General features: G+C 71.4%; 27 protein-coding genes. 11 read left to right on the top strand and 16 right to left on the bottom strand.

Features of this window, described 5'->3' with window-relative positions:
* Window positions 1–22 precede the first annotated feature (22 nt).
* The gene (locus ACQPZ4_RS09585; protein ID WP_433058017.1) at window positions 23–1,573 is read left to right on the top strand and encodes an MFS transporter; all 1,551 of its coding nucleotides are present in this window, start codon (window positions 23–25) and stop codon (window positions 1,571–1,573) included.
* 215 nt (window positions 1,574–1,788) lie between these two features.
* Here ACQPZ4_RS09585 and ACQPZ4_RS09580 read toward each other — a convergent pair whose 3' ends face one another.
* The gene (locus ACQPZ4_RS09580; RefSeq protein WP_433058015.1) at window positions 1,789–2,682 is read right to left on the bottom strand and encodes a serine protein kinase RIO; all 894 of its coding nucleotides are present in this window, start codon (window positions 2,680–2,682) and stop codon (window positions 1,789–1,791) included.
* 144 nt (window positions 2,683–2,826) lie between these two features.
* A complete protein-coding gene (locus tag ACQPZ4_RS09575) occupies window positions 2,827–3,474 on the bottom strand; it encodes an HAD family hydrolase (RefSeq protein WP_433058013.1) in 648 nt (215 codons plus the stop codon).
* Window positions 3,475–3,628: 154 nt separating this feature from the next.
* Between ACQPZ4_RS09575 and ACQPZ4_RS09570 the strand changes: the two genes are divergently transcribed.
* The 6 genes from ACQPZ4_RS09570 to ACQPZ4_RS09545 all read left to right on the top strand — a co-directional run bounded on the left by ACQPZ4_RS09570 (window position 3,629) and on the right by ACQPZ4_RS09545 (window position 7,861).
* Window positions 3,629–4,219, top strand: a complete 591-nt coding sequence (locus ACQPZ4_RS09570; RefSeq protein WP_433058011.1) for a TetR/AcrR family transcriptional regulator — start codon at window positions 3,629–3,631, stop codon at window positions 4,217–4,219.
* An 81-nt stretch (window positions 4,220–4,300) separates the two neighbouring features.
* Entirely contained in the window at window positions 4,301–5,242 is a 942-nt protein-coding gene (locus ACQPZ4_RS09565; protein WP_433058009.1) for a TIGR04222 domain-containing membrane protein, read from the top strand.
* Window positions 5,239–6,063 carry a DUF692 domain-containing protein gene (locus tag ACQPZ4_RS09560; protein WP_433058007.1) on the top strand — a complete coding sequence of 275 codons (825 nt, stop codon included), beginning with the start codon at window positions 5,239–5,241 and terminating at the stop codon, window positions 6,061–6,063. The genes ACQPZ4_RS09565 and ACQPZ4_RS09560 overlap by 4 nt, the downstream gene beginning before the upstream one ends.
* Window positions 6,045–6,449, top strand: a complete 405-nt coding sequence (locus ACQPZ4_RS09555; RefSeq protein WP_433058005.1) for a hypothetical protein — start codon at window positions 6,045–6,047, stop codon at window positions 6,447–6,449. The genes ACQPZ4_RS09560 and ACQPZ4_RS09555 overlap by 19 nt, the downstream gene beginning before the upstream one ends.
* 261 nt (window positions 6,450–6,710) lie before the next feature.
* Window positions 6,711–6,968, top strand: a complete 258-nt coding sequence (locus tag ACQPZ4_RS09550; RefSeq protein WP_433058003.1) for a hypothetical protein — start codon at window positions 6,711–6,713, stop codon at window positions 6,966–6,968.
* A gap of 119 nt (window positions 6,969–7,087) precedes the next feature.
* Window positions 7,088–7,861, top strand: coding sequence for a caspase family protein (locus tag ACQPZ4_RS09545; RefSeq protein ID WP_433058001.1), 774 nt, complete (start codon window positions 7,088–7,090; stop codon window positions 7,859–7,861).
* Window positions 7,862–8,795: 934 nt separating this feature from the next.
* Here ACQPZ4_RS09545 and ACQPZ4_RS09540 read toward each other — a convergent pair.
* From ACQPZ4_RS09540 to ACQPZ4_RS09530, 3 genes are all read right to left on the bottom strand, one after another.
* On the bottom strand, window positions 8,796–10,709 hold the full coding sequence (locus ACQPZ4_RS09540; protein WP_433057999.1) for an ABC transporter ATP-binding protein: 1,914 nt from the start codon (window positions 10,707–10,709) through the stop codon (window positions 8,796–8,798).
* 141 nt (window positions 10,710–10,850) lie between these two features.
* Window positions 10,851–11,627, bottom strand: coding sequence for an enoyl-CoA hydratase/isomerase family protein (locus tag ACQPZ4_RS09535; RefSeq protein ID WP_433057998.1), 777 nt, complete (start codon window positions 11,625–11,627; stop codon window positions 10,851–10,853).
* Window positions 11,624–11,848 carry a helix-turn-helix domain-containing protein gene (locus ACQPZ4_RS09530; RefSeq protein ID WP_223102223.1) on the bottom strand — a complete coding sequence of 75 codons (225 nt, stop codon included), beginning with the start codon at window positions 11,846–11,848 and terminating at the stop codon, window positions 11,624–11,626. Before ACQPZ4_RS09530 ends, ACQPZ4_RS09535 begins: the two co-directional genes overlap by 4 nt.
* Before the next feature lie 714 nt (window positions 11,849–12,562).
* Here ACQPZ4_RS09530 and ACQPZ4_RS09525 point away from each other — a divergent pair.
* The gene (locus ACQPZ4_RS09525) at window positions 12,563–13,318 is read left to right on the top strand and encodes a hypothetical protein (protein WP_433057996.1); all 756 of its coding nucleotides are present in this window, start codon (window positions 12,563–12,565) and stop codon (window positions 13,316–13,318) included.
* Here ACQPZ4_RS09525 and ACQPZ4_RS09520 read toward each other — a convergent pair.
* The gene (locus tag ACQPZ4_RS09520; RefSeq protein WP_433057994.1) at window positions 13,253–13,876 is read right to left on the bottom strand and encodes a helix-turn-helix domain-containing protein; all 624 of its coding nucleotides are present in this window, start codon (window positions 13,874–13,876) and stop codon (window positions 13,253–13,255) included. The two genes, ACQPZ4_RS09525 and ACQPZ4_RS09520, sit on opposite strands and share 66 nt — an antisense overlap.
* Before the next feature lie 104 nt (window positions 13,877–13,980).
* On the opposite strand from ACQPZ4_RS09520, the gene ACQPZ4_RS09515 reads away from it, so the two are divergent.
* Together ACQPZ4_RS09515 and ACQPZ4_RS09510 are read left to right on the top strand one after the other, a co-directional pair.
* Entirely contained in the window at window positions 13,981–15,141 is a 1,161-nt protein-coding gene (locus ACQPZ4_RS09515; protein WP_433057992.1) for a hypothetical protein, read from the top strand.
* 304 nt (window positions 15,142–15,445) lie between these two features.
* Complete coding sequence (locus ACQPZ4_RS09510; RefSeq protein WP_433057990.1) at window positions 15,446–16,090, top strand: LysE family transporter; 645 nt, start codon at window positions 15,446–15,448, stop codon at window positions 16,088–16,090.
* On the opposite strand, the gene ACQPZ4_RS09505 is transcribed toward ACQPZ4_RS09510, so the two are convergent.
* Both ACQPZ4_RS09505 and ypfJ read right to left on the bottom strand, forming a co-directional pair.
* The gene (locus ACQPZ4_RS09505; protein ID WP_433057988.1) at window positions 16,074–16,748 is read right to left on the bottom strand and encodes a DNA alkylation repair protein; all 675 of its coding nucleotides are present in this window, start codon (window positions 16,746–16,748) and stop codon (window positions 16,074–16,076) included. The two genes, ACQPZ4_RS09510 and ACQPZ4_RS09505, sit on opposite strands and share 17 nt — an antisense overlap.
* Complete coding sequence (gene ypfJ / locus ACQPZ4_RS09500; protein ID WP_433057987.1) at window positions 16,745–17,683, bottom strand: KPN_02809 family neutral zinc metallopeptidase; 939 nt, start codon at window positions 17,681–17,683, stop codon at window positions 16,745–16,747. The genes ACQPZ4_RS09505 and ypfJ overlap by 4 nt, the downstream gene beginning before the upstream one ends.
* Window positions 17,684–17,876: 193 nt before the next feature.
* Here ypfJ and ACQPZ4_RS09495 point away from each other — a divergent pair, with 193 nt between their 5' ends.
* Window positions 17,877–19,475 carry an ABC-F family ATP-binding cassette domain-containing protein gene (locus tag ACQPZ4_RS09495; protein ID WP_433057985.1) on the top strand — a complete coding sequence of 533 codons (1,599 nt, stop codon included), beginning with the start codon at window positions 17,877–17,879 and terminating at the stop codon, window positions 19,473–19,475.
* A 60-nt stretch (window positions 19,476–19,535) separates the two neighbouring features.
* Here ACQPZ4_RS09495 and ACQPZ4_RS09490 read toward each other — a convergent pair whose 3' ends face one another.
* The 8 genes from ACQPZ4_RS09490 to ACQPZ4_RS09455 are packed head-to-tail and all read right to left on the bottom strand — an operon-like array spanning window position 19,536 to window position 25,923.
* Window positions 19,536–19,862: a metal-sulfur cluster assembly factor gene (locus tag ACQPZ4_RS09490; RefSeq protein ID WP_433057983.1), complete on the bottom strand. Its 327-nt coding sequence runs from the start codon at window positions 19,860–19,862 to the stop codon at window positions 19,536–19,538.
* Window positions 19,859–20,317 carry a Fe-S cluster assembly sulfur transfer protein SufU gene (gene sufU / locus ACQPZ4_RS09485; protein ID WP_433057982.1) on the bottom strand — a complete coding sequence of 153 codons (459 nt, stop codon included), beginning with the start codon at window positions 20,315–20,317 and terminating at the stop codon, window positions 19,859–19,861. The genes ACQPZ4_RS09490 and sufU overlap by 4 nt, the downstream gene beginning before the upstream one ends.
* The gene (locus tag ACQPZ4_RS09480; protein ID WP_433057981.1) at window positions 20,317–21,564 is read right to left on the bottom strand and encodes a cysteine desulfurase; all 1,248 of its coding nucleotides are present in this window, start codon (window positions 21,562–21,564) and stop codon (window positions 20,317–20,319) included. The genes sufU and ACQPZ4_RS09480 overlap by 1 nt, the downstream gene beginning before the upstream one ends.
* A gap of 10 nt (window positions 21,565–21,574) precedes the next feature.
* Window positions 21,575–22,351, bottom strand: a complete 777-nt coding sequence (sufC, locus tag ACQPZ4_RS09475) for a Fe-S cluster assembly ATPase SufC (protein ID WP_433057979.1) — start codon at window positions 22,349–22,351, stop codon at window positions 21,575–21,577.
* Window positions 22,348–22,674 (bottom strand): non-heme iron oxygenase ferredoxin subunit, encoded by a 327-nt coding sequence (locus ACQPZ4_RS09470; protein ID WP_433057978.1) that lies wholly within the window; start codon window positions 22,672–22,674, stop codon window positions 22,348–22,350. Before ACQPZ4_RS09470 ends, sufC begins: the two co-directional genes overlap by 4 nt.
* Complete coding sequence (gene sufD, locus ACQPZ4_RS09465; protein ID WP_433057976.1) at window positions 22,671–23,810, bottom strand: Fe-S cluster assembly protein SufD; 1,140 nt, start codon at window positions 23,808–23,810, stop codon at window positions 22,671–22,673. The genes ACQPZ4_RS09470 and sufD overlap by 4 nt, the downstream gene beginning before the upstream one ends.
* Window positions 23,807–25,213, bottom strand: a complete 1,407-nt coding sequence (gene sufB, locus ACQPZ4_RS09460) for a Fe-S cluster assembly protein SufB (protein ID WP_433057974.1) — start codon at window positions 25,211–25,213, stop codon at window positions 23,807–23,809. The genes sufD and sufB overlap by 4 nt, the downstream gene beginning before the upstream one ends.
* Window positions 25,210–25,923: a helix-turn-helix transcriptional regulator gene (locus tag ACQPZ4_RS09455; RefSeq protein WP_433066410.1), complete on the bottom strand. Its 714-nt coding sequence runs from the start codon at window positions 25,921–25,923 to the stop codon at window positions 25,210–25,212. Before ACQPZ4_RS09455 ends, sufB begins: the two co-directional genes overlap by 4 nt.
* Window positions 25,924–26,015: the final 92 nt, after the last annotated feature.

Below are 26,015 nucleotides of genomic sequence, written 5' to 3'. Positions count from 1 at the left end.
CAATGGTTCAGGGGGGTTCCGCATGAGTCACGTCTCCACCGGCGGCAAGCACGAGGCGCACGCGACCGACGTGGTCTCGACGCCGCTGCACGCGTACCCGAAGCGCTGGTTCGCGCTGGCGATCATCGCGGTCGCCCAGCTGATGGTCGTGCTGGACGCGACCGTGGTCAACGTCGCGCTCCCGCACGCCAAGGCCGACCTGGGCATCAGCGACGCCAACCAGCAGTGGGTGGTCACCGCCTACACGCTGACCTTCGGCGGCCTGCTGCTGCTCGGCGGCCGGATCGCCGACTACTGGGGCCGCAAGCGCACCTTCGTGGTCGGCATCGTCGGCTTCGCCCTGGCCTCGGCCCTGGGCGGCGCGGCCTGGAACGACACCTCGCTGTTCCTGGCCCGCGGCCTGCAGGGCGTCTTCGGCGCGCTGCTCGCCCCGGCGTCGCTGGCCCTGCTCAGCGTGCTGTTCGTCGACCCGAAGGAGCGGGCCAAGGCCTTCGGCGTCTACGGCGCGATCGCGGGCGGCGGCGCGGCCCTCGGCCTGGTGCTGGGCGGCCTGCTCACCGAGTACGCGAACTGGCGCTGGTGCCTGCTGGTCAACATCCCGGTCGCGCTGATCGCGATCGCCCTGGCCGTGCCGGTCGTGCCGGAGAGCCGGGCGCACGGGAACACCCGCTACGACATCCCGGGCGCGATCCTGGCCACGCTCGGCCTGAGCCTGCTCGTCTACGGCTTCACCAAGGCCGGCGAGACCGACGCCCAGATGAACCTGAAGTACGGCTGGGGTTCCCCCGTCACGCTCGGGTTCGTCGGCGTCGCGCTGCTGCTGCTCGCGCTGTTCGTGGTCGTCGAGGCGCGCATCAAGAACCCGCTCCTGCCGCTGCGCGTGATCGCCCACCGCACCCGGGGCGGCGCCTACCTGGCGTCAACCTTGATCGGCGCCGGGTTCATCGGCGCGATCTTCTTCGTCACGTTGTACTTCCAGCTGGTCCTCGGCTACACCCCGCTCAAGTCCGGCGTGCACTCGCTGCCGGTCTCGGTCGGCGTCGTGACCGCGGCCGGCCTGGCCAGCGCCCTGCTCCCGCGCCTCGGCCCCAAGCCGATCATGGCCGTGGGCGGCGTCGTCGCGGCCGTCGGCATGGTGCTGCTGACCCGCATCGGGGTCGACACCTCGTACGCCACGACCGTCCTGCCCTCGCTGCTCATCCTCGGCCTCGGCCTGGGCCTCACGTTCGTGCCGATGGGCAACATCGCCCTGATCGGCGTGGACGAGCACGACGCGGGCGCGGCGAGCGCGGTGGTGAACGCGTCGCAGCAGGTCGGCGGCTCGCTCGGCACGGCGCTGCTGAACACCGTGGCGATCACGGCGGCGACGGCGTACGGGCGCGACCACCTGCCCTCGTCCCCGGACCCGGCCGCGATGGCGGGCATGCGGGCGCACGCGATGGTGGACGGCTACGTGACGGCGTTCTGGTGGGGCTCCGCGCTGTTGATCGTGGCGGCGCTCGTCGTGTTCTTCCTCGTCAAGGCCTCTCGCAACGACGTGCCTGCTGAGGGCGCTGCGGTGCACATGGGCTAGATCGAAAAATCCCAGATAGCTTCGCGATCCATATTTTCTGACATTTACCCTGTCGGGGTATAAATCCGATAAGTCGCGGCGCGTCAGCGCCCGACTTATCGGACAACAGCGGAAAACACCCGAATCAGCGGTAGCGGCGGCCACCCTCCCCGCCGATGCCGCGCCCACTGCGGCCCGCCCGGTCACGAATCCGGGCGGGCCGCAGTCCATCCAGTTCAGCGCACGCCGGCGTCGTGCAGCAGCTCCACGACCAGCGGCTCCGGGTCGACCGCGAAGCCCTTCCCCGCGAACCAGCGCGCCACGTTGGAAACGTCGCGCGCGAGGAACTCGGCCCCGTTCGGGTTGATCACGATGTCGACGATCTGCGGCAGGTCGATGAAGACCAGGCGCTCGCCGTCGACCAGCAGGTTGTACGGGGAAAGGTCGCCGTGGGCCACGCCGGCCCGGGCCAGCACCCGCAGCCCGTCGACGAGCTGCCACCACAGCGACTCCAGCTCCGGGCGCGAAGGCCGGGTCTGGGCGAGTCTGGGCGCGGCGGTACCGTCCGGCGCCCCGACGAACTCGAGCATGAGCTCGGTTCCGAGGAGTTGCACGGGGTACGGGACGCTGACCCCCAGACTCCACAGCTGCCCGAGCGCGGCGAACTCGGCCGCCGCCCACTGCCCCGCGATGGCCTCGCGGCCGAACGAGGTGCGGCCGGCCATGGCCCGGGTGACGCGGGACTCGCGGACGCGGCGGCCCTCGAGATAGCCGGCGTCGCGATGGAACATGCGGTGCTCGGCGGCCCGATAGCGCTTGGCCGCCAGCAGTGTGCGCCGGCCGCCGGGGACCGCGCGCTCCACGAGGTGGACGTCGGCCTCCTTGCCGGTCTTGAGGATGCCGAGCTCGGCGTCCCGGGCCGCGAGCTCGGTCACGACCCAGCCGGGGCGGGGTTCGGGGCCGTGCAGCACGCCGGGAGCGTCCCAGGTGGTGTAGGTGTCGTCGTCCTCGGACGGTGCGTCCGAGGCGTCCCACGCCGTGTCGAAGTCGTGGGAGAGCCGCTTCAGAAAGGTCGGGTCGTCGTCATCGAAGCGACGACGGCGCGGTGAAGCGAAGTTGTGGTCGCGCAACGCGAGGTCTCCTGAGTCGAGGAAGGAAGAGGGTTCATGAGCATGCGAAAGCGCGCCGTGACGGCAGTCATGCGAACCAGCCCCCTCTCGACTCGAAGTTCCCGCCAGCGTGCAGTACCGGATGACGGCTTGCAACTGGTTTTTCTAGCGCGACGCCATGACCTCGGCGATGGCCGCGATCACGCCGTCGGCCGTCCTGGTCGGCTCGTAGCGCGACTCGATCCAGCGGCGGCCCCGGTGCAGCCACACGCTGCGCACGCCGACCGCGTCGGCCCCGCCGATGTCGGCCTCGGGGCTGTCGCCGATGAGCCACGCGCCGGAGAGCCGCATCCGGGCCCGCTCGGCGGCGATGGCGAAGATGCGCGGGTTGGGTTTGCGCACGCCGGCTTCCTCGGAGATGACCCAGTCAGCGAGGTACCGGTCGAGCCCGGTCTTGCGCAGCTTCTCCTCCTGCTGGCGGGACTCGCCGTTGGTCACGACCACCGGCACCCAGCCCGAGTCCTCGGCGATGGCCAGGGCGCACGCGGTGAGCGGGTCCAGCCGGATCCGGTCCATGATCGCCTGGCGGATCTCCTCGACCAGGTCCAGCGCGCTGTACCGCAGCCCGTAGCGCTCCCGCAGGCCCTCGGCCACGTCCCAGGCGGATCCCATGCCGTCGGCGTCCACCGAGAGCAGCCAGTCGAGGTCGTAGTCCGGCGCGCCGATCTCCGCCAGGAACCCGGTCGCCCACGCACGGAACGCCCCAGCCCTGTCAAGCAGGGTGTCGTCCAGGCTGAGCAACAACAGGGGCACGCGGGCAGGGTACGTGACCCGATTGATATCGAACAGATCCTCATGTTCGCGTTTGGGCCGACAAACTCCCGCAAACCGGCATCAAACGGGGGTAAGAAACATGGGCGAAACGCCCCTGTATGCAAACCGTATGTACGGCTTGCATAATCGACAGGTGCCCAGGGTGAGCCAGGACCAGCTCGACGCGCGCCGGAAGGAGATCCTCACCGGCGCCCGGACGTGCTTCGCCCGCCACGGCTACGAGGGCGCGACCGTGCGGCGGCTCGAGGAGGAGATCGGCCTCTCGCGCGGCGCGATCTTCCACCACTTCCGCGACAAGGACTCGCTCTTCCTGGCCGTCGCCGAGGACGACGCCGCCACCATGGTATCGACGGTCGCCCAGCACGGCCTCGTCCAGGTGATGCGCGACCTGCTCAGCCAGACCTCCACCGCGGCCACCGGCGGCGAGCCCGACGTCACCGGCTGGCTCGGCAGCCAGCTGGAGGTGTCGCGGCGGCTGCGCACCGACCCCGAGTTCGCCAAGCGCTGGGCCGCCCGCTCCGAGGCCGTCGCCGCCGCCACCCGCGAGCGCCTGCAGCGCCAGCTCGAGGCCGGCGTCCTGCGCGACGACGTGCCGATCGGGATCCTGGCCCAGTTCCTGGAGCTGGCGTACGACGGGCTCGTGCTGCATCTCGCCACCGGCCGCCCGGTGCAGGACCTGGAGGCGGTATTGAGCCTGGTCGAGGCGGCGGTACGGCGGAGCTGAGCTCCGGTATCCGCCGCAAGGTTTGCTCAAGTGACCAACCGGTGACGTGCCCCACTCGACACCGGCACCCACACTGGGGCCATGACGACATCGATCGTGGCGGGGCCGGGTGACACCTGGGGGATCCCGGGCCCGCAGTTCCTGTGGCTGTACATCGGCCTCGCCGCCGTTGCGATCATCGGCGTGCTCATCTGGCGGCGCTCGATCACCAGGGGCCCGTCGCTGCGCAACGCCCGCGACCTCACCTCGACCCAGGCCGCGCTGATCAACGCCGATCGCCGCCTCGCCGTCTACAGCTCCCTCGCCGCCCTGCGCGCCGCGGGCAGCATCGAGACCGACAAGCGCGGATACATCCGCCAGACCGCCCTCCCGCCGACCGGCGCGTCCGAGCTCGACCGGGCGATCTACTCGCTCGCCCACAACGGCATCACCACGACGGGCGTGCTCACCCACGCGACCGTGCGCGCCATCCTCGACCGCAACGAGGCGGAGCTGGCCCAGGCCGGCTGGATTCTCGACGAGCAGACCCGCCGCACCGTACGCATGGGCGCGCTGGTCGTCTTCGGCGTCGTGCTGCTCGGCATCGTCCGGGTCTTCGCCGGCGTCAGCAACAACCGGCCGGTCACCAACCTGGTCCTGCTCATCATCCCGGTCGCCGTCATCGCCTTCGTGCTGCTGGCGGTGCCGCGGGTCTCCTCGTCCGGCAAGACCAAGCTCACCATGATGCGCGCGGCCGCGCGGCACCTGTCGCCGACCCAGAAGCCGTCCTGGTCCACGTACGGCCCGCAGGCCGCCGCGCTCAGCGTCGGGCTCTTCGGCGTCGGCGCGTTCTGGCTGGCCGACCCGGCGTTCGCGTCCGACGCGGAGCTGCAGCGGCACATCACGCAGACCGGGTTCACCGGCTCCTCGTCGTCCTCCGACGGCGGCTCGTCCTCCTCGTGCTCCAGCAGCAGTTCGAGCTGCTCCGGCGGCTCCAGTTGCGGTGGCGGCGGTGGTTGCGGCGGCGGAGGATGCGGGGGATGAGCAACGCGCGCCACGGCGTCGGCATCGGCTGGCGCCCGGAGATCGCCGGCTACGTGGCCGGCCTGCCCGGCCTGCGCTTCACCGAGGTCGTGGCCGAGTCCCTGCACACGCATGACCCGCTGCCCGACGCGCTCGCCGAGCTCGTCGGGCGCGGGGTCACCGTCATCCCGCACGGCGTGAAGCTGTCGCTCGGCGGCGCCGAACCGATCGCCGACGAGCGCGCGGCCCACCTGTTCGAGTGCGCACAACTGCTCAATGCGCCACTGGTGAGTGAGCACATCGCGTTCGTCCGCGCCGGCGGGATGGAGGCGGGCCATCTTCTGCCGGTACCGCGAACGCGCGCATCCGTCGCCGCGATCGTCGCGAACGTCCGGCGGACGCAGGCGGCGCTGGGCGGGGTACCGCTGGCGCTGGAACCCATCGCGGCGCTGTTCGACTGGCCGGACGCCGAGCTCACCGAGGCCGAGTTCCTGACCGAGATCCTGGACCGGACCGGCTGCCAACTCCTGCTCGACATCGCCAACGTGTACGCGAACGCGCGCAACCGCCACGAGCCGCCCACCGCGCTGCTGGACGAACTGCCCCTCGAGCGCATCGCATACGTCCATGTGGCCGGCGGCATGGAACACGGCGGTTTCTACCACGACACGCACACAGATGCCATTCCCGCCGAGGTCCTCGCCCTGGTCAAGGACCTGTGCGCCCGCACCACGCCGCCCGCCCTGATGCTGGAGCGCGACGGCGACTACCCACCGGCCGCGCACCTGACCGCCGAACTCGACGCGATCGCGGAGGCGGCGGGATGGCCGACGATCACGTGACCGACCTGGCCGCCCAGCAGGAGGCCCTGGTCGCCGCCCTGGTCGCGGGCGGCCCTCTGCCGGCCGGTTTCAATGCCGCGGCGGTACAGGCGACGCGTGCGGCCCTGCGCCGCAAGCGCGCCGGCGAGGTGGCCCAGCGCTGGCCCTTCCTCGCGGCGTCGTACGGCGCCGGCTGGCCCTCGACGTTCGCGGCCTGGGCCGGGTCCCACCCGCCGAACGGCTCCCTCCGCGACGGCTGGGACTTCGCGCGGGCGATGGGCGACTCGCTGCCGCCCCTGGCCCGGGAGGAACTCGACGCGCGGGAGGCGGAGCTGTCCTACGACGGCACCTCCGCGCCGGTCCCTCGCCGCCGCTCGCTCTGGTCGCGCCTGCGCCGCTTCGCTTAGCGGATTCCGGACAGTACGAGCCCGAATGACCGGGTCCGCCGCGAGGATCGGCCCACAACGGAATCCGAAGCTCAGGGCCTCGTCGCCTGCCGAGGGAGCACCGGCAAACGAACCCAAACGACAGGATCCGAACGATCTGTCCGGGCTTGTATCAGGAACAACCCAACCGTCCTCATGTCACCTGAACCGGTGCCACCACCGAACGGCGGCGCCACAGCGGGGACGGAGAACCACCATGCAGCCGCAGTCGATCTGGTTACCGTGGGGCCCACCGTCGTGTCCGGCGGCTGCCCGGCCATGACCGCCTCCTCCTCAGGCTCCGGGGACTCCTCCTCGGAAGACGACGAGGCCCTGCTCACGGAGCTCCGCCGGCTGTTCGCGCTGGCCGACCCGCCCCCGCCGAGCCCGCCCACGGACCGCCCCGCGCGCAGCGCGACGCCCTCGCGCATGACCTGGGACGACTTCGAACGCCCCCGCCGCCGCCCGTTCCCCTCGCCCAAACCTCCGCCTCCGCCGTAGCTGTCCGATTTGTGCGTATGGGCAAGGGGCGCGGATCCAGCGGCGTCGCGTACCCAACCGCCCACACCCTCCGTAACGCCACCAATGCGTAAGGTCCGCACCTGACCACGGGGGAACACATGAAACTCGCACTGTGCATCGGCATCAACGACTACCCCGGCACCGAGAACGACCTGGCCGGCTGCCGCAACGACGCGGAGGACTGGGCGGCCGCGCTGACCGCCCGCGGCTTCAGCACCCGCCTCCTGCTGGACGCGGCGGCCACGGGCGAGGCCATCCGAGCGGGCATCGGCGACCTCCTGTCCGCCACCGTCCACGACGACATCTTCGTCATCACCTACTCCGGCCACGGCACCTGGCTCCCCGACACCGACGGCGACGAGCCCGACCACCGCGACGAGGCAATCTGCCCCCACGACATCGCGGCGAACGGCCCCCTGCTGGACGACGAGCTGCACGAACTGTTCTCAAAAGCCAACCCCGGCGTCCGTACCGTCCTGATCTCCGACTCCTGCCACTCCGGCACCCTGACCAGGCTCAACCGCCCCATCGGCGACCACCCGGCCCGCACGCGCTTCCTGCCGCCGGCCACCTTCCTGCCGATCGCCCGCCCCACGGCCCCCAGCCGTCGGCGCCCCGCCGACCGCCGCCCCACGGCCCTGCTCCTGTCCGGCTGCTCCGACCTCGAGTACGCCTACGACGCCACCTTCGACACCCGCCCCAACGGCGCCTTCACCTACGTGGCCCTGAACGCCCTGCAGACCCTGCCCCCGACCGCGACGTACCCGGACTGGCTGCAGGCCATCCGCCGAACGCTGCCGAGCCAGGACTACCCGCAGACCCCGGCGCTACAGGCCACAAAACCCCAGCTCGCTTGGCCCCTGCTGAGCTGAGCTGAGCTAGCCAAAGCAGGCGGGGGAGCTCCGCTCCACCCACACCCCCTCAAAACCATCACCGGCCCGACGAGCAGCACAGACGTCAACCGGACACCGTGCCCGGCAGCTGGCACAGCCGGGATCGCGTCAGCCGCAAGGCGGCGGCCGAGACTCAGCAGTCGGGATCGCGTCAACCACAGGCGGCGGCCGAGATCCAGCAGTCGGGCCAGGGCGTCAGGTCACCGTTCGCCGACGTCCGGCAAGCTGCACACGCGAGCGGCGGCCAGACCCGAACCTGGCCGACCGCAAGCTCTCCCGGACGACCAGACCGAACCTGGCCGACTCACGCACTCCAGCACACCGCCTCACGCACTCCAGCACACCGCGAAGCGCAGCCCGCGCCGGCGACCGGCCATCGTCTCCGCCAACACCGGCTCGCGGACCGTCATCGCCGCGCACACGCCCGTCGCGGGGTGGGATCGCCGTGCATCGCGACCGCCCCACCGCCGGCATCGGCCCCCTCGGGCACCGAACGCCGAGCAATCGCTTGCACGGCAACGGTTCCAGCCTCGCCACTCCCCCGGCCGGCACGCGTTCACCACCCCCGCACCGGGCGCCCGCCGCATGCCGGCGCCCCGGTCAGAGCTCGGGCCCCGACCTGCGGCCCGGCAGGCAACGGCCCGCAGTTCGACGGCCCGCAGCCAGCACGCGCCCGCCGCATGCCGGCGCCCCGGTCAGAGCTCGGGCCCCGACCTGCGGCCCGGCAGGCAACGGCCCGCAGTTCGACGGCCCGCAGGCCAGCACGCGCCTGCCGCATGCCGGCACCCAACCCGACTGCCGGCACCCCGGCCAGAGCTCGGGCCCCCGACCCGCGGCCCGGCAGGCAACGGCCCGCAGCTCGGCACGCGCCTGCCGCATGCCGGCACCCAACCCGACCGCCGGCGGCGCGGCGTCAGGCGGTTGTTGTCGAATGCGGCAGCGGCGAGTCCACCACCGCGAACTGCGTCCGGTACAGCTCCGCATACAGCCCGCCCGCCCCCACCAGCGCGTCGTGCGTGCCGCGTTCGACGATGCGGCCCTCGTCGACGACCAGGATCTCGTCGGCGTCGCGGATGGTGCTGAGGCGGTGGGCGATGACCAGGGCCGTGCGCCCCGCCAGGGCCTCGGCCAGCGCGCGCTGGACCGCGGCCTCCGATTCCGAGTCGAGGTGGGCCGTGGCCTCGTCGAGGATGACGATCGACGGGGCCTTGAGCAGCAGCCGGGCGATCGCGATGCGCTGCTTCTCGCCGCCCGAGAAGCGGTAGCCGCGCTCGCCCACGACCGTGTCCAGGGCGTCGGGCAGGGACTCGACCAGCTCGCCGACCTGGGCCCGGTGCAGGGCGGTCCACAGCTCGTCGTCCGTGGCGTCGGGCTTGGCGTAGCGCAGGTTCTCGGCGATCGTCTCGTGGAACAGGTGGGAGTCCTGGGTCACGACGCCGATCGTGTCGCGCAGGGACTGCAAGGTCGCCTCGCGTACGTCGACGCCGCCCACCAGCACCGCGCCCGACGTCGCGTCGTACACGCGGGGCAGCAGCATCGCCGTCGTGGACTTGCCGGCGCCGGACGGGCCGACCAGCGCCACCATTTTGCCCGGCGCGACGCTGAACGTGACGCCGCGCAGGACCTCGTCGGTGACGGTGCGGTCGAGGGAGACCACGTCCTCGAGCGAGGCGAGCGAGACCTCGGCCGCCGACGGGTACCGGAAGTGCACGTCCCGGAACTCGACCGTCGCCGCGCCGCGGGGGATCTCGCGGGCGTCCGGGCGCTCGGCGATCGAGGGCGAAAGGTCTAGCACCTCAAAGACGCGCTCGAAACTCACGAGTGCGCTCATGACGTCCACGCGCACGTTCGACAGGGCCGTCAGCGGGCCGTAGAGCCGCGTGAGCAACAGGGCCAGGGTCACCACGGTGCCGGCCGTGATTCGGCCCTGCACGGCCAGCCAGCCGCCCAGGCCGTAGGTCAGCGCCTGGGCCAGGGAGGCCACCAGCAGCATGCTGACGAAGAACACGCGGCTGTACATCGCGGTCTGGATCCCGATGTCGCGCACGCGCCCGGCCCGCTCACCGAACCGCTCGGCCTCGTCGTCGGGGCGGCCGAAGAGCTTGACCAGCAGCGCGCCGGCGACCCCGAACCGCTCGGTCATGGTCGCGTTCATCTTCGCGTCGAGCTGGTACGCCTCGCGGGTGATCGCGGCCAGGCGGCGGCCCACCCGCCGCGCCGGGAGGATGAACAGCGGGAGCATGACCAGGGACAACAGGGTGATCTGCCACGACAGGGTGAGCATCACGGCGGCGGTGAGCACGAGCTGGATGACGTTGCTGACCACCCCCGACAGCGTCGAGGTGAAGGCCCGCTGGGCGCCCTGCACGTCGTTGTTCAGGCGGCTGACCAGGGCGCCGGTCTGCGTGCGGGTGAAGAACTGCAGCGGCATGCGCTGGACGTGGTCGTACACGAGCCGGCGCAGGGTGAGGATGATGCCCTCGCCGATGCGAGCGGAGTACCACCGCTGGACGAGCGACAGGAGCGAGTCGACCACGGCCAGGGCGCCGATCAGCAGCGCGATCCGCACCACCGCGGTGCCGGCGCCGGGGCCGCCCGCGCCGATCTTGTTGACGACGTCGCCGGCCAGGTAGGGGGTCGCGACCCCGATGCCGGCCCCGACCACCACCGTGAGCAGGAAGACGACGATGTCGCGCCGGTACGGCCGGGCGAACCGCATGATCCGCCTGGTCGTGTCGCGGCCGAGTTTCCGGCCCGCCAGCTCGTCGGCCTTGCGCAGCGAGCGCAGGGTCTCCCACCCCGTCATGCTGCTCATCGGCGAGGACATTGCCGCACACCCCCGAAACCAGAAGTACCTGCCGGGCTGATTGTGCCCGGCAGGTACGACAACTTTCGGAGCCCGCCGCGACTTCCCGGTCGCGACCAGGACTTTCGACCTAGGTCCGCAAACAGACGAAGAGACCTGGGGCTACTCGCCCTGACCCGTCAGATCCGCGATGCGCCGCAGCTGAGCCGCCCGCTCGGCGGCCTCCTGCTGCGCGAACGTGTGCGCCGCGGCCTGCCCGATCAGGGCCTTGATCTCGATCACCGCGTCCCGCGCGCCCGCCATGACGGCGGCGGCGAGGTCGCTGGCGGCCTCGTCGAGCTCTTCACGAGGTACCACCACATTGGCCAGGCCGATCTGGGACGCCTCCGGGGCCGACACGCGCCGCCCAGTGACGCACAGCTCGAGCGCCCGGGCGTAGCCGACCAGCTCGACCAGGCGCTTGGTGCCGCCGAGGTCGGGCACGAGGCCGAGCTTGATCTCGGCCATGCTGAACGAGACGTCCTCCGCCACGACCCGGAAGTCGCAGGCCAGCGCGATCTGAAAGCCGGCCCCGATGGCATGGCCCTGCACCGCCGCGATGGAGATCAGCGAGGGCCGGCGCAGCCAGGCGAACGCCTCCTGGAAGCCGGCGATGCGGGCGTCGGAGTCCGAGCCGGCGGCGATCTCGCCGAGCATCGCGGTCGCGGCCTTGGTGTCGAGCCCGGCTGAAAAGGCCCGTCCCTCGCCGCGGACGATGACGACGCGTACGTCACCCGGCAGTGTCCGACCGAACTCGCGCAGCTCGGCCCAGAGTGCTGGGGTCTGCGCGTTCAGGACCTGGGGCCGGCACAACGTCACCGTCGCGACCGGCCCGTCGAGGTCGAATCGCGCCTCGCCCGAACCGGGCGCGGCGCTTGCCGAGGAGATTTGCGCGTTCACGCCTTCTTGCGACGCCGGGCGCCGCCACGCTGACGAAGCTGAACGCCGGATTCGGTCAGCACCCGGTGCACGAATCCATAGGAACGGCCGGTGGAAGCGGCGAGCGCACGGATACTCTCACCGTTGGTGTACCGCTTCACGAGGTCCTTCGCCAGCGTCTGCCTTTCGGCGCCGATGATCCGGCGACCCTTCTCGGTGCTGGTGGTGGCGGTGGCTGCCATGCTGATCCCTCACGTCCCAGACAGAGCGGTTGGTGCGGTCCCACCTATTAGACCGCCTCGAACGATCATGCGCTAGATATCGACGGGGCGCCAACCGACACGCAGAGCATTGTCGCCTACCCGATACCGTGATGCGCCGTGAAGAGCGAACCGCCCGCCGACCGACCGACCGCTGCGCACCGTGAGCGCCGCGATGCGCTGTGTTGGCTCCTGCTGGCGCTCGGCGGCCTCGCGCTGGCCGCCCTCGCCGTCCAGCTGGACGCGCGTCTGGGCACCGCAAGCGCCCCCTTCCTCGGCAGGTACAAGATCAGGATCGGCCCGGGCTCGGTTCTGGCGCCCCTCGTCGCGGCCGGCGTGCTGTGGGCCGCCGCGACGCCCAGGTTCACCCGGCTGAGATGGCACGAAATTCAGCTATTCGGGTACGTCACCGGCCTGGCATGGGCTATCGCTTTGGCGCTTGTCGATGGCTGGTCGGGCCTCACGAAAGCCCTTGGTTCACCCGAGGAATATCTGGGCGACGTCGCTCAGGTGGGAACCGAACCACTGACATACCTCAGACATTTCACGGCCGACGCCGGGTACCACTCGGTAGCTTCCCGGGGCCATCCTCCGGGCCCCGTACTTTTTTTGTGGGCGCTGCAACGAATCGGCGTCAGCGACCACATTGTCCTCGGTTTCCTGATCACCGCGGTATCGGTACTCGCGATTCCCCTCGTGCTCGCCGCGGTGCGCGACTCGGTCGGCGAGGAGGCCGCGCGACGGTACCTCCCGGTGCTCGTCCTGGCCCCCTACGCGATCTGGACCGCGGTGAGCCTCGACGGCCTCGTCGCCGTCCTGGGCGCGGCCGCGATCGTCTCCGGCCTGCGCGCCAGCCGCCGCCGGGTGCGCGGGTGGGCGGCCACCGGCTGGGCCGTCCTGGCCGGCCTGCTCGTCGGGGTCGCCGCGCTGTTCTCCTACTCGTCCCCGTGGCTCGGGCTCTCCCTGGTCTGCGTGTACTTCGCCCGCCGCCGCGCCTCCCTCAACGTCCTCAGCGGCGTGGGCGCCCTGCTGCCCGTCCTCGGCGCCCAGCTGCTCGGCTTCGGCTGGAGCGACGGCCTGGTGGCCGCGGAGACGGACTACGCCGCGCGGGTGGCGCCGTACCGCTCCGTGCTCTGGTGGAGCGCCATCAGCGTCGTGGTGCTGCTCCTGGCGGCCGGCCCGCCGCTCTACGCGTCCGCGCGCAAGGTCCGCAACACCGCGATGTGGCCGTTCCTGGTCGGCGCGGGCGCGGCGGTGGTCTTCTCGATCGCGGCCGGCCTGGCCCGCGGCGGCGTCGAGCACGCCTGGCTGCCGTTCTTCCCCTGGCTCACGGTCGCCGCGGTGGCCCCGGAGCGCCCGGCCGGCGACCCGCCACCCGCGCCGCTGCTACTGGTCGGCCTGGGCGCGATCGTCGCCGTGCTCATCGAGGGAGTCCTCGTCACGCCCTGGTGAGGCCAGATCGGCCCGCAGCGTGGCCAGCGCCTCGTCGACCACGTCGCGCAGCCGCGTGTCGTCGTCGCGGTCGAGCCACTCGGTGACCGACCCGTACATCAGCGTCACCGCGGTCTCCGCCAGCAGCCCCGCCCGCAGCGGCGCCAGCCCCCGCGCGATCAGCCCGTCCCGCGCGGCCGCGGCCACCGCCGCCCGCTTGTGCAGGTCACGCTCGCGCAGTCCCGGGTCGGTGGCCACGATCGCGCGCCGCCGCCGGATGGCCTCCTTCTGCCCCTCGAACTGCCGCTCGGCGAGCAGCCGCAGCCCCGCCACGATGACCGGGAGCGGCTCCCCCTCGGGCGCGGCCGCCATGAGCTCGGCCGCGAGCGCCGGGATCTCGCCCTCGTCCGCGAACAGCACCTCGCGCTTGTCGGCGAAGTGCCGGAAGAACGTGCGCGTCGTCAGCCCGGCCCGCGCGGTGATCGCCGGCACCGTGGTCGCGGCGAAGCCCTGCTCGGCGAACAGCTCGAGCGCCGCCTCCCGCAGACGCTCCCGCGCGTCCGGCCGCCATCGCGCCATGCCCCGAGTGTACTGGTGATGACATGTCGTGTCATCGGCGCTATGGTCATGACACGGCGTGTCGTCACTCGGGGCGGCCGCCACTCCCAGGGCGGAGCTGTGCCATGACTGAGGTTTGGGTTCTCGGCGGTACCGGCCGCAGCGGCCGCGCCATCGCGACCGCGCTCCGGCAGCGGGGCATCGACCCGGTGCTCGTCGGCCGCGACGCCGAGCGGCTGAAGGCGCTAGCCGGCGACCTGCGCACCGTCGGGCCCGACCCGGCCGCGGGAGAAGGCGGCGGGCAGCGCACCGTCAAGGCCGGCTCGGGGGCGAACAACGCGGGCGGCCTGCGCATCGTCGTCGCCGGATCGGTGGCCGAGACCGCGGACGCGATCCGCCGCGACCGGCCGGCCGTGGTCGTCAACACCATCTGCCCGTTCCTCGAGACCGCCGAGCCGATCCTGGCCGCCTGCCTGCCCTCGAGCCACTACCTCGACCTCGCCAACGACCTCGCGGCGGTGGGCGCGCTGCTGGGCCGCGACGCGGAGCTGGCCGCCGCCGGTCGCACCGCCGTCACCGGGGCCGGCTTCGGCGTGACCGCCACCGAGAGCGTCGTCGTCAAGCTGTGCGAGGGCCGCCCCACCCCGCGCCGCGTCCGGGTCGACATGATCCCGTCGCTGGCGAGCGAGGCCGGACTGGTCGGCGACGCGCTGGCCGGCACGATCGTCGAGGGCATCCCGGGCGTACCGGGCGGCGGCCGCTTCCAGGGCCGCCGGTACCGCGACGGCCGCCTGGCCCCCGCCCCGCTCGGCGGCGACCCGATGCGCCTCGTGCTCCCGGACGGCTCGGCGGTGACCACGGCGGGCATGCCGCTCGGCGAGCTGATGGCCGCCCAGCGGGCCAGCGGAGCCGCCGATGTGCTCGCCGCGTCGAGCGAGGCCCCGTCCTCCCCCGCCGCCCGCGCGCTGTTCCCGGTGGCGACCGCACTGCTGAACATCGGGCCGCTGCGTGCTTTCGCCCGCCGTCGTCTCGCCATGGTACGGACAAAGCCTCACCCCAAGCCCCGCGAGCACTCCTGGGGCCACGCCGTCGTCGACTGGCCCGACGGCACGTCCCGGGAGGGCTGGCTGCGGGTCGGCGACGCCCAGACCTGGACCGCGACGGTCCCCGCCGAGGTGGTCCGCCGCCTCCTGGCCGGCGAGGGCACGCCCGGCGCCTGGACCCCCGCCGCCCTGTTCGGCGCCACCCTGGCCGAAGCCTGCGGCGGCGAATACCGGCTCGGGTGAGCAGGCCGACCACCGAAACCTCGCCCGCCGCGCCGTGCAGCCCGCGCCGGCCGAGGCGTGCGGGCGGCGAGCACCGGCCCGCCCGCGAGACCCCGGGCCCCGCGAGACCCGGGCCCCGCGAGACCCCGGATCGCCGAGCAATCGGGCGGGCGTAAATCACTGGCAGGCGGCGGCCGGGGGACGGCATCATCGCCCGCATGAGTCGATCCCGGAAGTTGCCGCTGCTCGTCCCTGTCGCCGCCGGCGAGGGGTCGGAGCGACAGCAGGCCGGCACCACGACGGGAGCGAGCCGCAAGCAGCGGTCGTGAGCGCCGGGATCGGCGGGGTGGTCGGGAGCGGCCTGCTCGCCGGGTACGCCGTCGCCGTCCCGGTCGGGGCCATCGGCGCGCTCATCGTCACCCTCGCCTCGCGGCACTCCTGGAAGGTCGGCGCCGCCGCCGCGCTCGGGGTCGCCGCGGCGGACGGGCTCTATGCCGTCGTCGCGGTGCTCGGCGGGGCGGCTCTCGCGGGGGTCATCGCGCCGATTGCCGGGTGGCTGCGGTGGGTGGCGTTCGCGGTACTGCTGGCGCTGGCTCTGAAAATCGCGCACGACGCGCTCGCGCACCGGGGCGAGGCGGCCACCGCGCGCAGGGCCGACGGGCGGATGGCGCGGCCGTCGGGGGCGTTCCTGAGCCTGCTCGGGCTGACCCTGCTCAACCCGGCGACGATCGTCTACTTCGGATCGCTCGTGCTCGGGCGGCAGGCGGACGACGGGCTGTCCGCCGGCGCGGAGGCGCTCTGGGTGGCGGCGGCGTTCGTGGCGTCCGCGAGCTGGCAACTGTTCCTGGCCGCGAGCGGTTCGCTGCTCGGCCGCCTGCTCACGGGCCCCCGCGGTCGACTGTGGACGGCCCTGAGCTCGAGCGCCGTCATCGCGGTCCTCGCCGTCACGCTGGTCACCCCAGGTTTTTGAGCGCCTCACGCACCGAGAGCGGCGACAGGCCGGGGTGGGTGTCCACAAAGGAGCGCACCCCGGCCGGGTCCGTCTTGGCGTACTCGCGCAAGGCCCACCCGATCCCCTTGCGGATGAAGAAGTCCCGCTCGCCCGCCCACGCCTCGCAGTAGTCGAACAGGCGGTTGCGGTCGGTCTGGTCGCGGTACTTCAGCTGATGCAGGATCGCCGTGCGCACCAGCCACAGATCCGTCCCGGGCGCCGTCCACGCGTCCATCGTCGCGCGTTCGGCCGGAAACGCGCGGACGATCGGACCGACCACATTGGACGCCAGCGCGTCGACCGTGTCCCACCACGACTTCGTGGTGATCAGGTCGTGCAGCAGCGGCATCGACGCCGGCGTGAGCAGCCGCGCGTGCTTGACCAGGCAGTCGCAGGCGAAGTACTGGTACTCCCGCTCCGCCAGCCCCCAGCACGCCCGCGCGGTCGCCGCGAGCTCGGCCTCGGTCGGGCGCGGCGCGTCCCGCAGCACGTCCCGGGTGAGCGCCCGCCGGGGCACGCTGGTGATGCCGAGGAACGCGAAACGATCGCGCATGTACGCGCGCATCGGCGCGGCCTGCCCGGGGTCGGCGGCCGCGCCGAAAACGCTCTGCAGTCGCTCCAGGAGCGCGGTGGTCACAGGTTGTTGGTCGCGAAGGTGTCGCACTGCCGGGGGTCGCCCGTGTTGTACCCCTGGGTGAACCACTTCTTGCGCTGGGCCGACGTGCCGTGGGTGAACCCGTCGGGGTTGACCTTCTGCCCGGCCTTCTTCTGGATCGTGTCGTCGCCGATCGCCTCGGCCGTCTGGATGGCCTCGTCGATGTCCTGCTGGGTGATCGACTTGAACAGCGCGTCGCCCTGCGGGTCCTTCGTCTCGGTGGCGTGGTTGGCCCAGGTGCCGGCGTAGCAGTCGGCCTGCAGCTCCAGCCGCACGGAGGCGGAGTTGGCGCCCTGCTGCGCGCCCTGTTCGGCCTTGGCGTTGGTGCCGAGCAGGTTCTGGATGTGGTGGCCGTACTCGTGGGCGAGCACGTACGGCGCCGCGAACTCGCCCGACGCGCCGAAGCGGCTGTTGAGCTCGTTGTAGAAGGTCAGGTCGATGTACACCTGGCTGTCGGCCGGGCAGTAGAACGGCCCGACGCCGGAGTCGGCCGCGCCGCAGCCGGTGTTGACCTGGTTGCTGAAGAAGTTGGTCTTGGCCTGGGTGTACTGCTTGCCGAACGCCGCCGGCATCTCCGTCTTCCAGTAGGCCTGGACGGAGTTGATGTACAGCACGTTGCGGCAGTCGGCGTTCTTGAAGCGGTCCGGGTTGGACTTGTCGCACGACTTGTCGATGTTCGAGTTGTCGGGCTTGTTGTCCCCGCCGCCGCCACCGAGCAGGCCGCTGCCGAACAGGCCACCGCCGCCGCAGAGGACGACGGCCAGGATGATGACCGTCACGATGATGCCGCCGCGGCCGCCGCCGATCGGGATCGGGATCCCGCCGATGCCGCCGCCGCCACCTCCACCACCTCCGCCCGACCCGCGCAGGTCGTTGACCTGGCTGGTATCGAGATCGGCGTCGTCGTTGAACTCCATGGCACACCTCGGGGGGTTGGAATCGACCGGCGTCTGCTAGGCGGCAGGTACCCGATGATCTTGTGACGTAATCGTGTGGCGGGGGCACCGGGATCGCACGGTAGACTATCGGCGTGATCACGCAGAGGGAGTGACTCCAGTACGACACCCGGAGTCTGTTCTGTTCCCTTCTGCTCGAAAGTGAGTCTTCGCTGTGATCACGGCCACCGGCCTTGAGCTGCGCGCGGGTGCGCGAATCCTGCTCAGCGACATCAACCTGCGCGTCCAGCCCGGCGACCGCATCGGCCTCGTGGGCCGCAACGGCGCCGGCAAGACCACCACCCTCAAGGTGCTCGCGGGTGAGGGCACCCCGCACGCCGGCCAGGTGGACCGGCGCGGCCCGGTCGGCTACCTGCCGCAGGACCCCCGCACGGGCGACCTCGAGGTCACCGCCCGCGACCGCGTCCTGTCCGCGCGCGGCCTCGACACCATCTACGCCGAGATGAAGGCCCTGGAGGCCAAGCTCGGCGACGACGAACGACTGATCCGCCGGTACGGCCAGCTGGAAGACCAGTTCGCCGGCCTGGGCGGCTACGCGGCCGAGGCCGAGGCCGCGCGGATCTGTGCCAACCTCGGCCTGCCGGACCGGGTCCTGAGCCAGACCATCGGCACCATGTCCGGCGGCCAGCGGCGCCGCATCGAGCTGGCCCGCATCCTGTTCCGCGACGCGAGCGCCACCGGCGGCGGCATCCTGCTGCTCGACGAGCCCACCAACCACCTCGACGCGGACAGCATCACCTGGCTGCGCGGCTTCCTGGCCAGCCACAAGGGCGGCCTCGTGGTCATCTCCCACGACGTCGACCTGCTCGACGCGATCGTCAACAAGGTCTGGTACCTCGACGCCAACCGCTCCACGATCGACTTCTACAACGTGGGCTGGAAGCTGTACCAGCAGCAGCGCGAGACGGACGAGAAGCGCCGCCGCCGCGAGCGCGCCAACGCCGAGAAGAAGGCCGGCGCCCTGATGGCCCAGGCCGACAAGATGCGCGCCAAGGCCACCAAGACCGTGGCCGCCCAGAACATGGCCCGCCGCGCCGAGCGCATGCTGGACGGCCTCGAAGAGGTCCGCGTGGCCGACCGCGTCGCGAAGGTCCGCTTCCCGGAGCCCAAGCCCTGCGGCAAGACCCCGCTGACGGCGCGCGGCCTGTCCAAGTCGTACGGCTCGCTGGAAATCTTCATGGACGTCAACGTGGCGGTCGACCGCGGCTCGCGAGTGGCGATCCTGGGCCTCAACGGCGCGGGCAAGACCACCCTCCTGCGCATGCTGGCCGGCGAACTCGACCCGGACACCGGCGAGGTGAACCAGGGCCACGGCCTCCAGCGCGGCTACTACGCCCAGGAGCACGAGCAGCTAGAGGTCCACCGCACGATCCTCGAGATCATGCGCTCGGCCGCCCCCGACCAGAACGACACAGAACTGCGCAAGATCCTCGGCGCGTTCCTGTTCACCGGCGACGACGTGGACAAGCCCGCGGGTGTACTGTCCGGCGGCGAAAAAACCCGCCTCGCCCTCGCCACCCTGGTCTGCTCGGGCGCCAACGTCCTGCTCCTCGACGAGCCGACGAACAACCTCGACCCGATCAGCCGCGAACAGGTCCTGGACGCGATCGCCCGCTACCCCGGCGCCATCGTCCTGGTCACCCACGACCCGGGCGCCGTCCAGGCCCTCAAGCCCGACCGCGCCATCCTCCTCCCCGACGGCGTCGAGGACACCTGGAGCGACGACCTCCTGGAACTCGTCGAACTCGCCTGACGCAACGCAGAACGCCCCGCGCGCCGGAGAACGGCGGCGGGGCGTTTTTCGGAACTCGCGTCAGACGTTGAAGCCGAGGGCGCGCAGCTGGTCGCGGCCTTCATCCGTAATTTTGTCGGGCCCCCACGGCGGCAGCCAGACCCAGTTGATGCGGATGTCCGAGACCAGGCCGCCGCCCGGGCCCGTGCACAGGGCCGTGCGCGTCTGGTCCTCGATGACGTCGGTCAGGGGGCAGGCCGCCGACGTCAGCGTCATGTCGAGGGTGGCGACGTTCTCCTCGTCGACGTGAATGCCGTACACGAGGCCGAGGTCGACGACGTTGATCCCCAGCTCGGGGTCGACGACGTCCTTCATCGCCTCTTCGATGTCGGCCAGAACCGCGGTCATGGGGACTCCTCAACAACGGGGGCAGCAGACGCCCGGGCGAGGGCGTCCTTGAAGGCCATCCAGGGCAGCAGCGCGCACTTCACGCGCGCCGGGTACTTGGCGACGCCGGCGAAGGCGACCGCGTCCTCCAGGATCTCCTCGTCCGGCTCGACCTGGCCGCGGCCGGCCATCAGCTCGGCGAAGGCCTCGTGGCGGCGCAGGGAGTCGGCGACCGTGGCGCCCTTGAGCAGGTCGTAGAGGACGCTGGCGGAGGCCTGGCTGATCGAGCAGCCCATGCCCTCGTACGATACGTCCGCCACGCTGCCCGCCTTGAGCTGGACGCGCAGGGTCACCTCGTCGCCGCACGTCGGGTTGACGTGGTGGGCCTCGGCGTCGAACGGGTCGCGCAGGCCGCGGCCGTGCGGGTGCTTGTAGTGGTCCAGGATGATCTCCTGGTACAGCTGATCGATCTGCATCAGGCGAAGACCTTCCGGACCCGCTCGATCCCGCGGACCAGCGCGTCGATCTCGTCGTTGGTCGTGTACAGGTAGAACGAGGCTCGGGTGGTGGCCGGAACGCCGAAGCGCACGCAGGTGGGGCGCGCGCAGTGGTGGCCGACGCGGACCTGCACGCCGTCGTCGTCGAGGATCTGGCCCACGTCGTGCGGGTGCACGCCGTCGACCGTGAACGAGATCGTCGCGCCTCGATCGACCAAATCCGAAGGGCCGACGATCCGCACGTACGGCAGCGACGTCAGCGCGTCCAGCGCGTGCGCGACGAGTGCCTTCTCGTGCGCGACGACGTTGTCCATGCCGGCGGCGGCCAGGTAGTCCACGGCCGCGCCGAGCCCGACGGCCTGCGCGATCGGCGGGGTGCCGGCCTCGAAGCGGGCCGGCGGCGGCATGAACGTGGTGCCGGTCATCGACACGGTCTCGATCATCGAGCCGCCGCCGAGGAACGGGGGCATCGCGTCGAGCAGCTCGTAGCGGCCCCACAGCGCCCCGATGCCGGTCGGGCCGAGCATCTTGTGGCCGGTGAAGGCCAGGAAGTCGGCGCCGAGCGCGGCCGCGTCGACGGGCACGTGCGGCACCGACTGGGAGCCGTCGAGCAGCACCAGCGCGCCGACCGCGCGGGCCTTGGCGATGAGCAGCTCGACCGGGTTGATGGTGCCCAGGATGTTCGAGTAGTGCACGACCGAGACGAGCTTGGTGCGCTCGTTGATGAGCTCGTCGATGTTCGACAGGTCCAGCCGGCCCTCGTCGGTCATCCCGAACCAGCGCAGCGTCGCGCCGGTGCGCTGGGCGAGCAGCTGCCACGGCACGATGTTGGAGTGGTGCTCCATCTCGGTCACGACGATCTCGTCGCCGGGGCCGAGGCGGAAGCGCGGGTCCTCCGACGCCGAGGTAAAGGCATGGGCGACGAGGTTGATCGCCTCGGTCGAGTTCTTCGTGAACACGAGCTCGGCCGCCGACGGGGCCCCGACGAAGGCCGCGATCCGCTCGCGCGCCCCCTCGTAGGCCGCCGTCGACTCGGTGCCCAGCGTGTGCACCGAGCGGGCCACGTTCGCGTTGTGCCGCTCGTAGTGCTCCCGCACCGCGTCGATGACCTGACGCGGCTTCTGCGAGGTGTTGCCCGAGTCGAGGTACACCAGCGGCTTGCCGTTGACGGTGCGTTCGAGGATCGGGAAGTCCTTGCGGAGCGACTCAACATCCAGGGCGGTCATTCAAGAGTCCTTACGCGATGGAGGCCGGGCCGGCGCCGGCGAGGTAGCGCTCGTAGCCGCTGCTCTCCAGCTGCTCGGCCAGCTCCGGGCCGCCCTCCTCGACGATCTTGCCGCCGACGAAGACGTGCACGTGATCCGGCTTGATGTACCGGAGAATGCGGGTGTAGTGCGTGATGAGCAGCAGGCCGGTGTCGCCCTGCTCGCGCACCCGGTTCACGCCCTCGCTCACGATCCGCAGGGCGTCGATGTCCAGGCCGGAGTCCGTCTCGTCGAGCACCGCGATCTTCGGCTTGAGCAGCTCCAGCTGCATGATCTCGTGGCGCTTCTTCTCGCCGCCGGAGAAGCCCTCGTTGACGTTGCGCTGCGCGAACGCCGGGTCCATCTGCAACTTCTCCATGGCCCCGCGCAGCTCGCCGGCCCAGGTGCGCAGCTTCGGCGCCTCGCCGTCGATGGCCGTCTTGGCCGTGCGCAGGAAGTTGGCCACGGACACGCCGGGGACCTCGACCGGGTACTGCATCGCCAGGAACAGCCCCGCCCGCGCCCGCTCGTCGACGGTCATGGCCAGCACGTCCTGCCCGTCGAGGGTCACCGAGCCGCCGGTGACCTCGTAGCGCGGGTGGCCGGCGATCGAGTACGCCAGGGTGGACTTGCCGGAGCCGTTCGGGCCCATGATGGCGTGGGTCTCCCCCGCCCGGACGGTCAGGTCGACGCCCGCGAGGATCGGCTTGAGCTCACCGTCGGGCAGCTTGACCGAGACCTGCAGGTTGCTGATCGAAAGCTCGCTCACTTCATGACTCCGTTGCTCGGGTTCAGATCGATGTAGACGTCGCCGTCGCGAACCTCGACCGGGTAGACCGGGACCGGCTCGGTGGCGGGCAGCCCGCTCGGGGCGCCGGTGCGCAGGTCGAAGCGCGAGCCGTGCAGCCAGCACTCCAGGGTGCAGCCCTCGACCTCGCCCTCGCTGAGCGCGACCGCCGCGTGCGAGCACTCGTCGTAGGCGGCGTAGAAGTTGTCGTCGTCGGCGTGCACGAGCGCGATCTCGGTCCCCTCGACCGTGACCTGGACGACCTCGCCCTTGGCCACCTCGGTGGCCGCACACACACGAATCACGAACCGGCCTCTTCCAGCCGGCCGTCGATCGCGTCGCCGAGCCGGTCGCGCAGCTCCTCGACCGGGATCTTGGCGAGCAGCTCGTGGAAGAAGCCGCGCACGACCAGCTTGCGGGCCTGCTCGTCCGGGATGCCCCGGGACATCAGGTAGAACAGCTGCTCGTCGTCGAAGCGGCCGGTGGCACTCGCGTGCCCGGCCCCCGCCACCTCGCCGGTCTCGATCTCCAGGTTCGGCACCGAGTCCGCGCGGGCGCCGTCGGTCAGCACGAGATTGCGGTTGATCTCGTACGTGTCCGTGCCCGTCGCCTCCGCCCGGATCAGCACGTCGCCGACCCAGACCGTGTGCGCGTCGGCGCCCTGCAGCGCGCCGCGGTAGGCGACGTAGCTGCGGCAGTCCGGCACCGAGTGGTCGACGAGGAGCCGGTGCTCGAGGTGCTGGCCGGCGTCGGCGAAGTAGAGGCCGTACGCGTCGATCTCGCCGCCGCGGCCCGCGTAGTCGACGCTGGTGTACTGCCGGACCAGGTCGCCGCCGAGCGTGACCTGCACGTGCGTCACCTTGGCGTCGCGGCCGATCCTGAAGCGCACGTGCTGCGCCTGCACCGCGTCGGCGGCCCAGTCGGTGACGGTGACCAGCGTGAGCTTGGCCCCGTCGGCCACGAGCACCTCGACGTTGTCGGCCAGCGTGACCGAGCCGGTCTGCTCGAGCACCACGACGGCCTCGGCGAACCGGCCCACCTCGACCACGGTGTGCCCGAACGCAGCGTCGAGGGAGCCGCCGACAAGCCGTACAACCGCGGCGGTTTCCAGAACGGCGTCGGGAGCCACCGAGACCAGCAGGGCCTCGGAGGCCCGCGAGAAGGCCAGCGCGCTGATGCGGTCGAACGGCGTCAGCGCGGAGCCGACCCGCGGGTCGGTGCGGTCGATGGTGGCCACGGTGACGCCGGACGGGAGCTCGTCCGCGCCGACCTTCGGAGCGGGCGAACCCGCCCCGTCAAAAGAGTCGAGCCCACGAAGCCGCTTGAGCGGGGTGAAGCGCCACTCCTCCTCGCGGCCGGTGAGGGCCGGGAAGTCGGCGACGTCGAAGGAGCGGACCTGCTGGGCGCGCGTCTTCGGGGGGACCAGGGAGGGAGCGCTCATCCGACCGCGCCCTCCATCTGCAGCTCGATGAGCCGGTTGAGCTCCAACGCGTACTCCATGGGCAGTTCCTTGGCGATCGGCTCGATGAAGCCGCGCACGATCATCGCCATGGCCTCGTCCTCGGTGAGGCCGCGCGACATGAGGTAGAAGAGCTGGTCGTCGCTGATCTTCGAGACGGTCGCCTCGTGCCCCATGGAGACGTCGTCCTCGCGGATGTCGACGTAGGGGTACGTGTCCGAGCGCGAGATCGTGTCGACGAGCAGGGCGTCGCACTTGACCGTGGACTTCGAGTGGTGCGAGCCCTCCAGCACCTGCACGAGGCCGCGGTACGAGGTGCGCCCGCCGGCCCGCGCGATCGACTTCGACACGATGGTCGAGGACGTGTGCGGCGCGGCGTGCACCATCTTGGCGCCCGCGTCCTGGTGCTGGCCCTCGCCGGCCATGGCCACGCTGAGGACCTCGCCCTTGGCGTGCTCGCCGGTCATGTAGACGGCCGGGTACTTCATGGTGACCTTGGAGCCGAGGTTGCCGTCGATCCACTCCATGGTGGCGCCCTCGGAGCACACCGCCCGCTTGGTGACCAGGTTGTAGACGTTGGTCGACCAGTTCTGGATCGTGGTGTACCGGCAGCGGGCGTTCTTCTTCACCACGATCTCGACGACCGCGGAGTGCAGCGAGTCCGACGAGTAGATCGGCGCGGTGCAGCCCTCGACGTAGTGCACGTAGGCGCCCTCGTCGACGATGATCAGGGTCCGCTCGAACTGGCCCATGTTCTCGGTGTTGATCCGGAAGTACGCCTGCAGCGGGATCTCCACGTGCACGCCCTTCGGCACGTAGATGAAGCTGCCGCCGGACCAGACCGAGGTGTTGAGCGCGGCGAACTTGTTGTCGCCGACCGGGATCACGGTGCCGAAGTACTCCTTGAAGAGCTCCTCGTGCTCCTTGAGCGCGGTGTCGGTGTCGAGGAAGACGACGCCCTGCTCCTCGAGGTCCTCGCGGATCTTGTGGTAGACGACCTCGGACTCGTACTGCGCCGCGACGCCCGCGATCAGCCGCTGCTTCTCGGCCTCGGGGATGCCCAGCTTGTCGTACGTGTTCCTGATGTCCTCGGGCAGCTCGTCCCAGCTGGCCGCCTGCTTCTCGGTGGAGCGGACGAAGTACTTGATGTTGTCGAAGTCGATGTGCGACAGATCGGCGCCCCACGACGGCATGGGCTTGCGGTCGAACAGCCGCAGGCCCTTGAGGCGCAGGTCCAGCATCCACTGGGGCTCGGACTTCTTCGCCGAGATGTCGCGCACGACGTCCTCGTTGAGACCGCGGCGCGCCGAGGCACCCGCGGAGTCCGAGTCGGCCCAGCCGTACTCGTACCGGCCGAGACCGGCCAGCTGATCGGCAGTCGTCATCTCACGATCCTTTGCCTATCGGGACGGGCTCCGGGTTGGACCGGGGCCGGTATATGGGTGGTGCAGACGCCATCGCCGTTGGCGATGGTGGCGAGCCGCTGGACGTGCGTGCCGACGAGGCGCGAGATCACCTGGGTCTCGGCCTCGCACAGCTGGGAGAATTCGGCGGCGACGTGGGCCACCGGGCAGTGGTGCTGACACAGCTGCCCGCCGGTGGCGATCGTCGTCGCGCCGGCAGCGTAACCCTCCGCGGTCAGGGCGCGTGCGAGGGCCTCGGCCCGGGCCAGCGGATCCTCGCCCGCCTCGGCCATCGCCGACTTGCAGCGCTCCTCGAGCCCCTCGACCTGGGCCGCGGCGAACGCGGCGACCTCGGCCGGGCCGCCGTGCTCGGAGATCCAGCGCAGGGCGGCGGAGGCGAGCCCGTCGTAGGTGTGCGGCAGCGTCTCCCGCGCCGCCGCGGTCAGCGTGAACACGCGCGCCGGGCGGCCGCGCCCGCGGGGGCCACGCTCCGTGCGTTCCCGGCACTCCACGAGCCCCTCGGCCTGCATGGCGTCGAGGTGGCGGCGCACGCCGGCGGGGCTCAGCCCGAGGGCGAGCCCGAGTTCGGTCGCGGTGGCGGAACCCTCCTGCAGGAGCAGGTCAGTGACGCGGTCACGGGTCCGCACATCCAGCGCGGCGTCCACCCGCACTGGTGCTTCGCCGTTTTTCACAACACCAACGTTACGTAATTCGCGGTGAGCGAGCAAACCACCGCCCGGGTGATCCACCGCACGGAAGGTAACCCTAACCAAACCTCACCCGC

This window comes from Dactylosporangium sp. CS-033363 (assembly GCF_050942475.1).
Classification (GTDB): Bacteria; Actinomycetota; Actinomycetes; order Mycobacteriales; family Micromonosporaceae; genus Dactylosporangium.
This window is presented reverse-complemented; position numbering and strand designations above follow the sequence as displayed.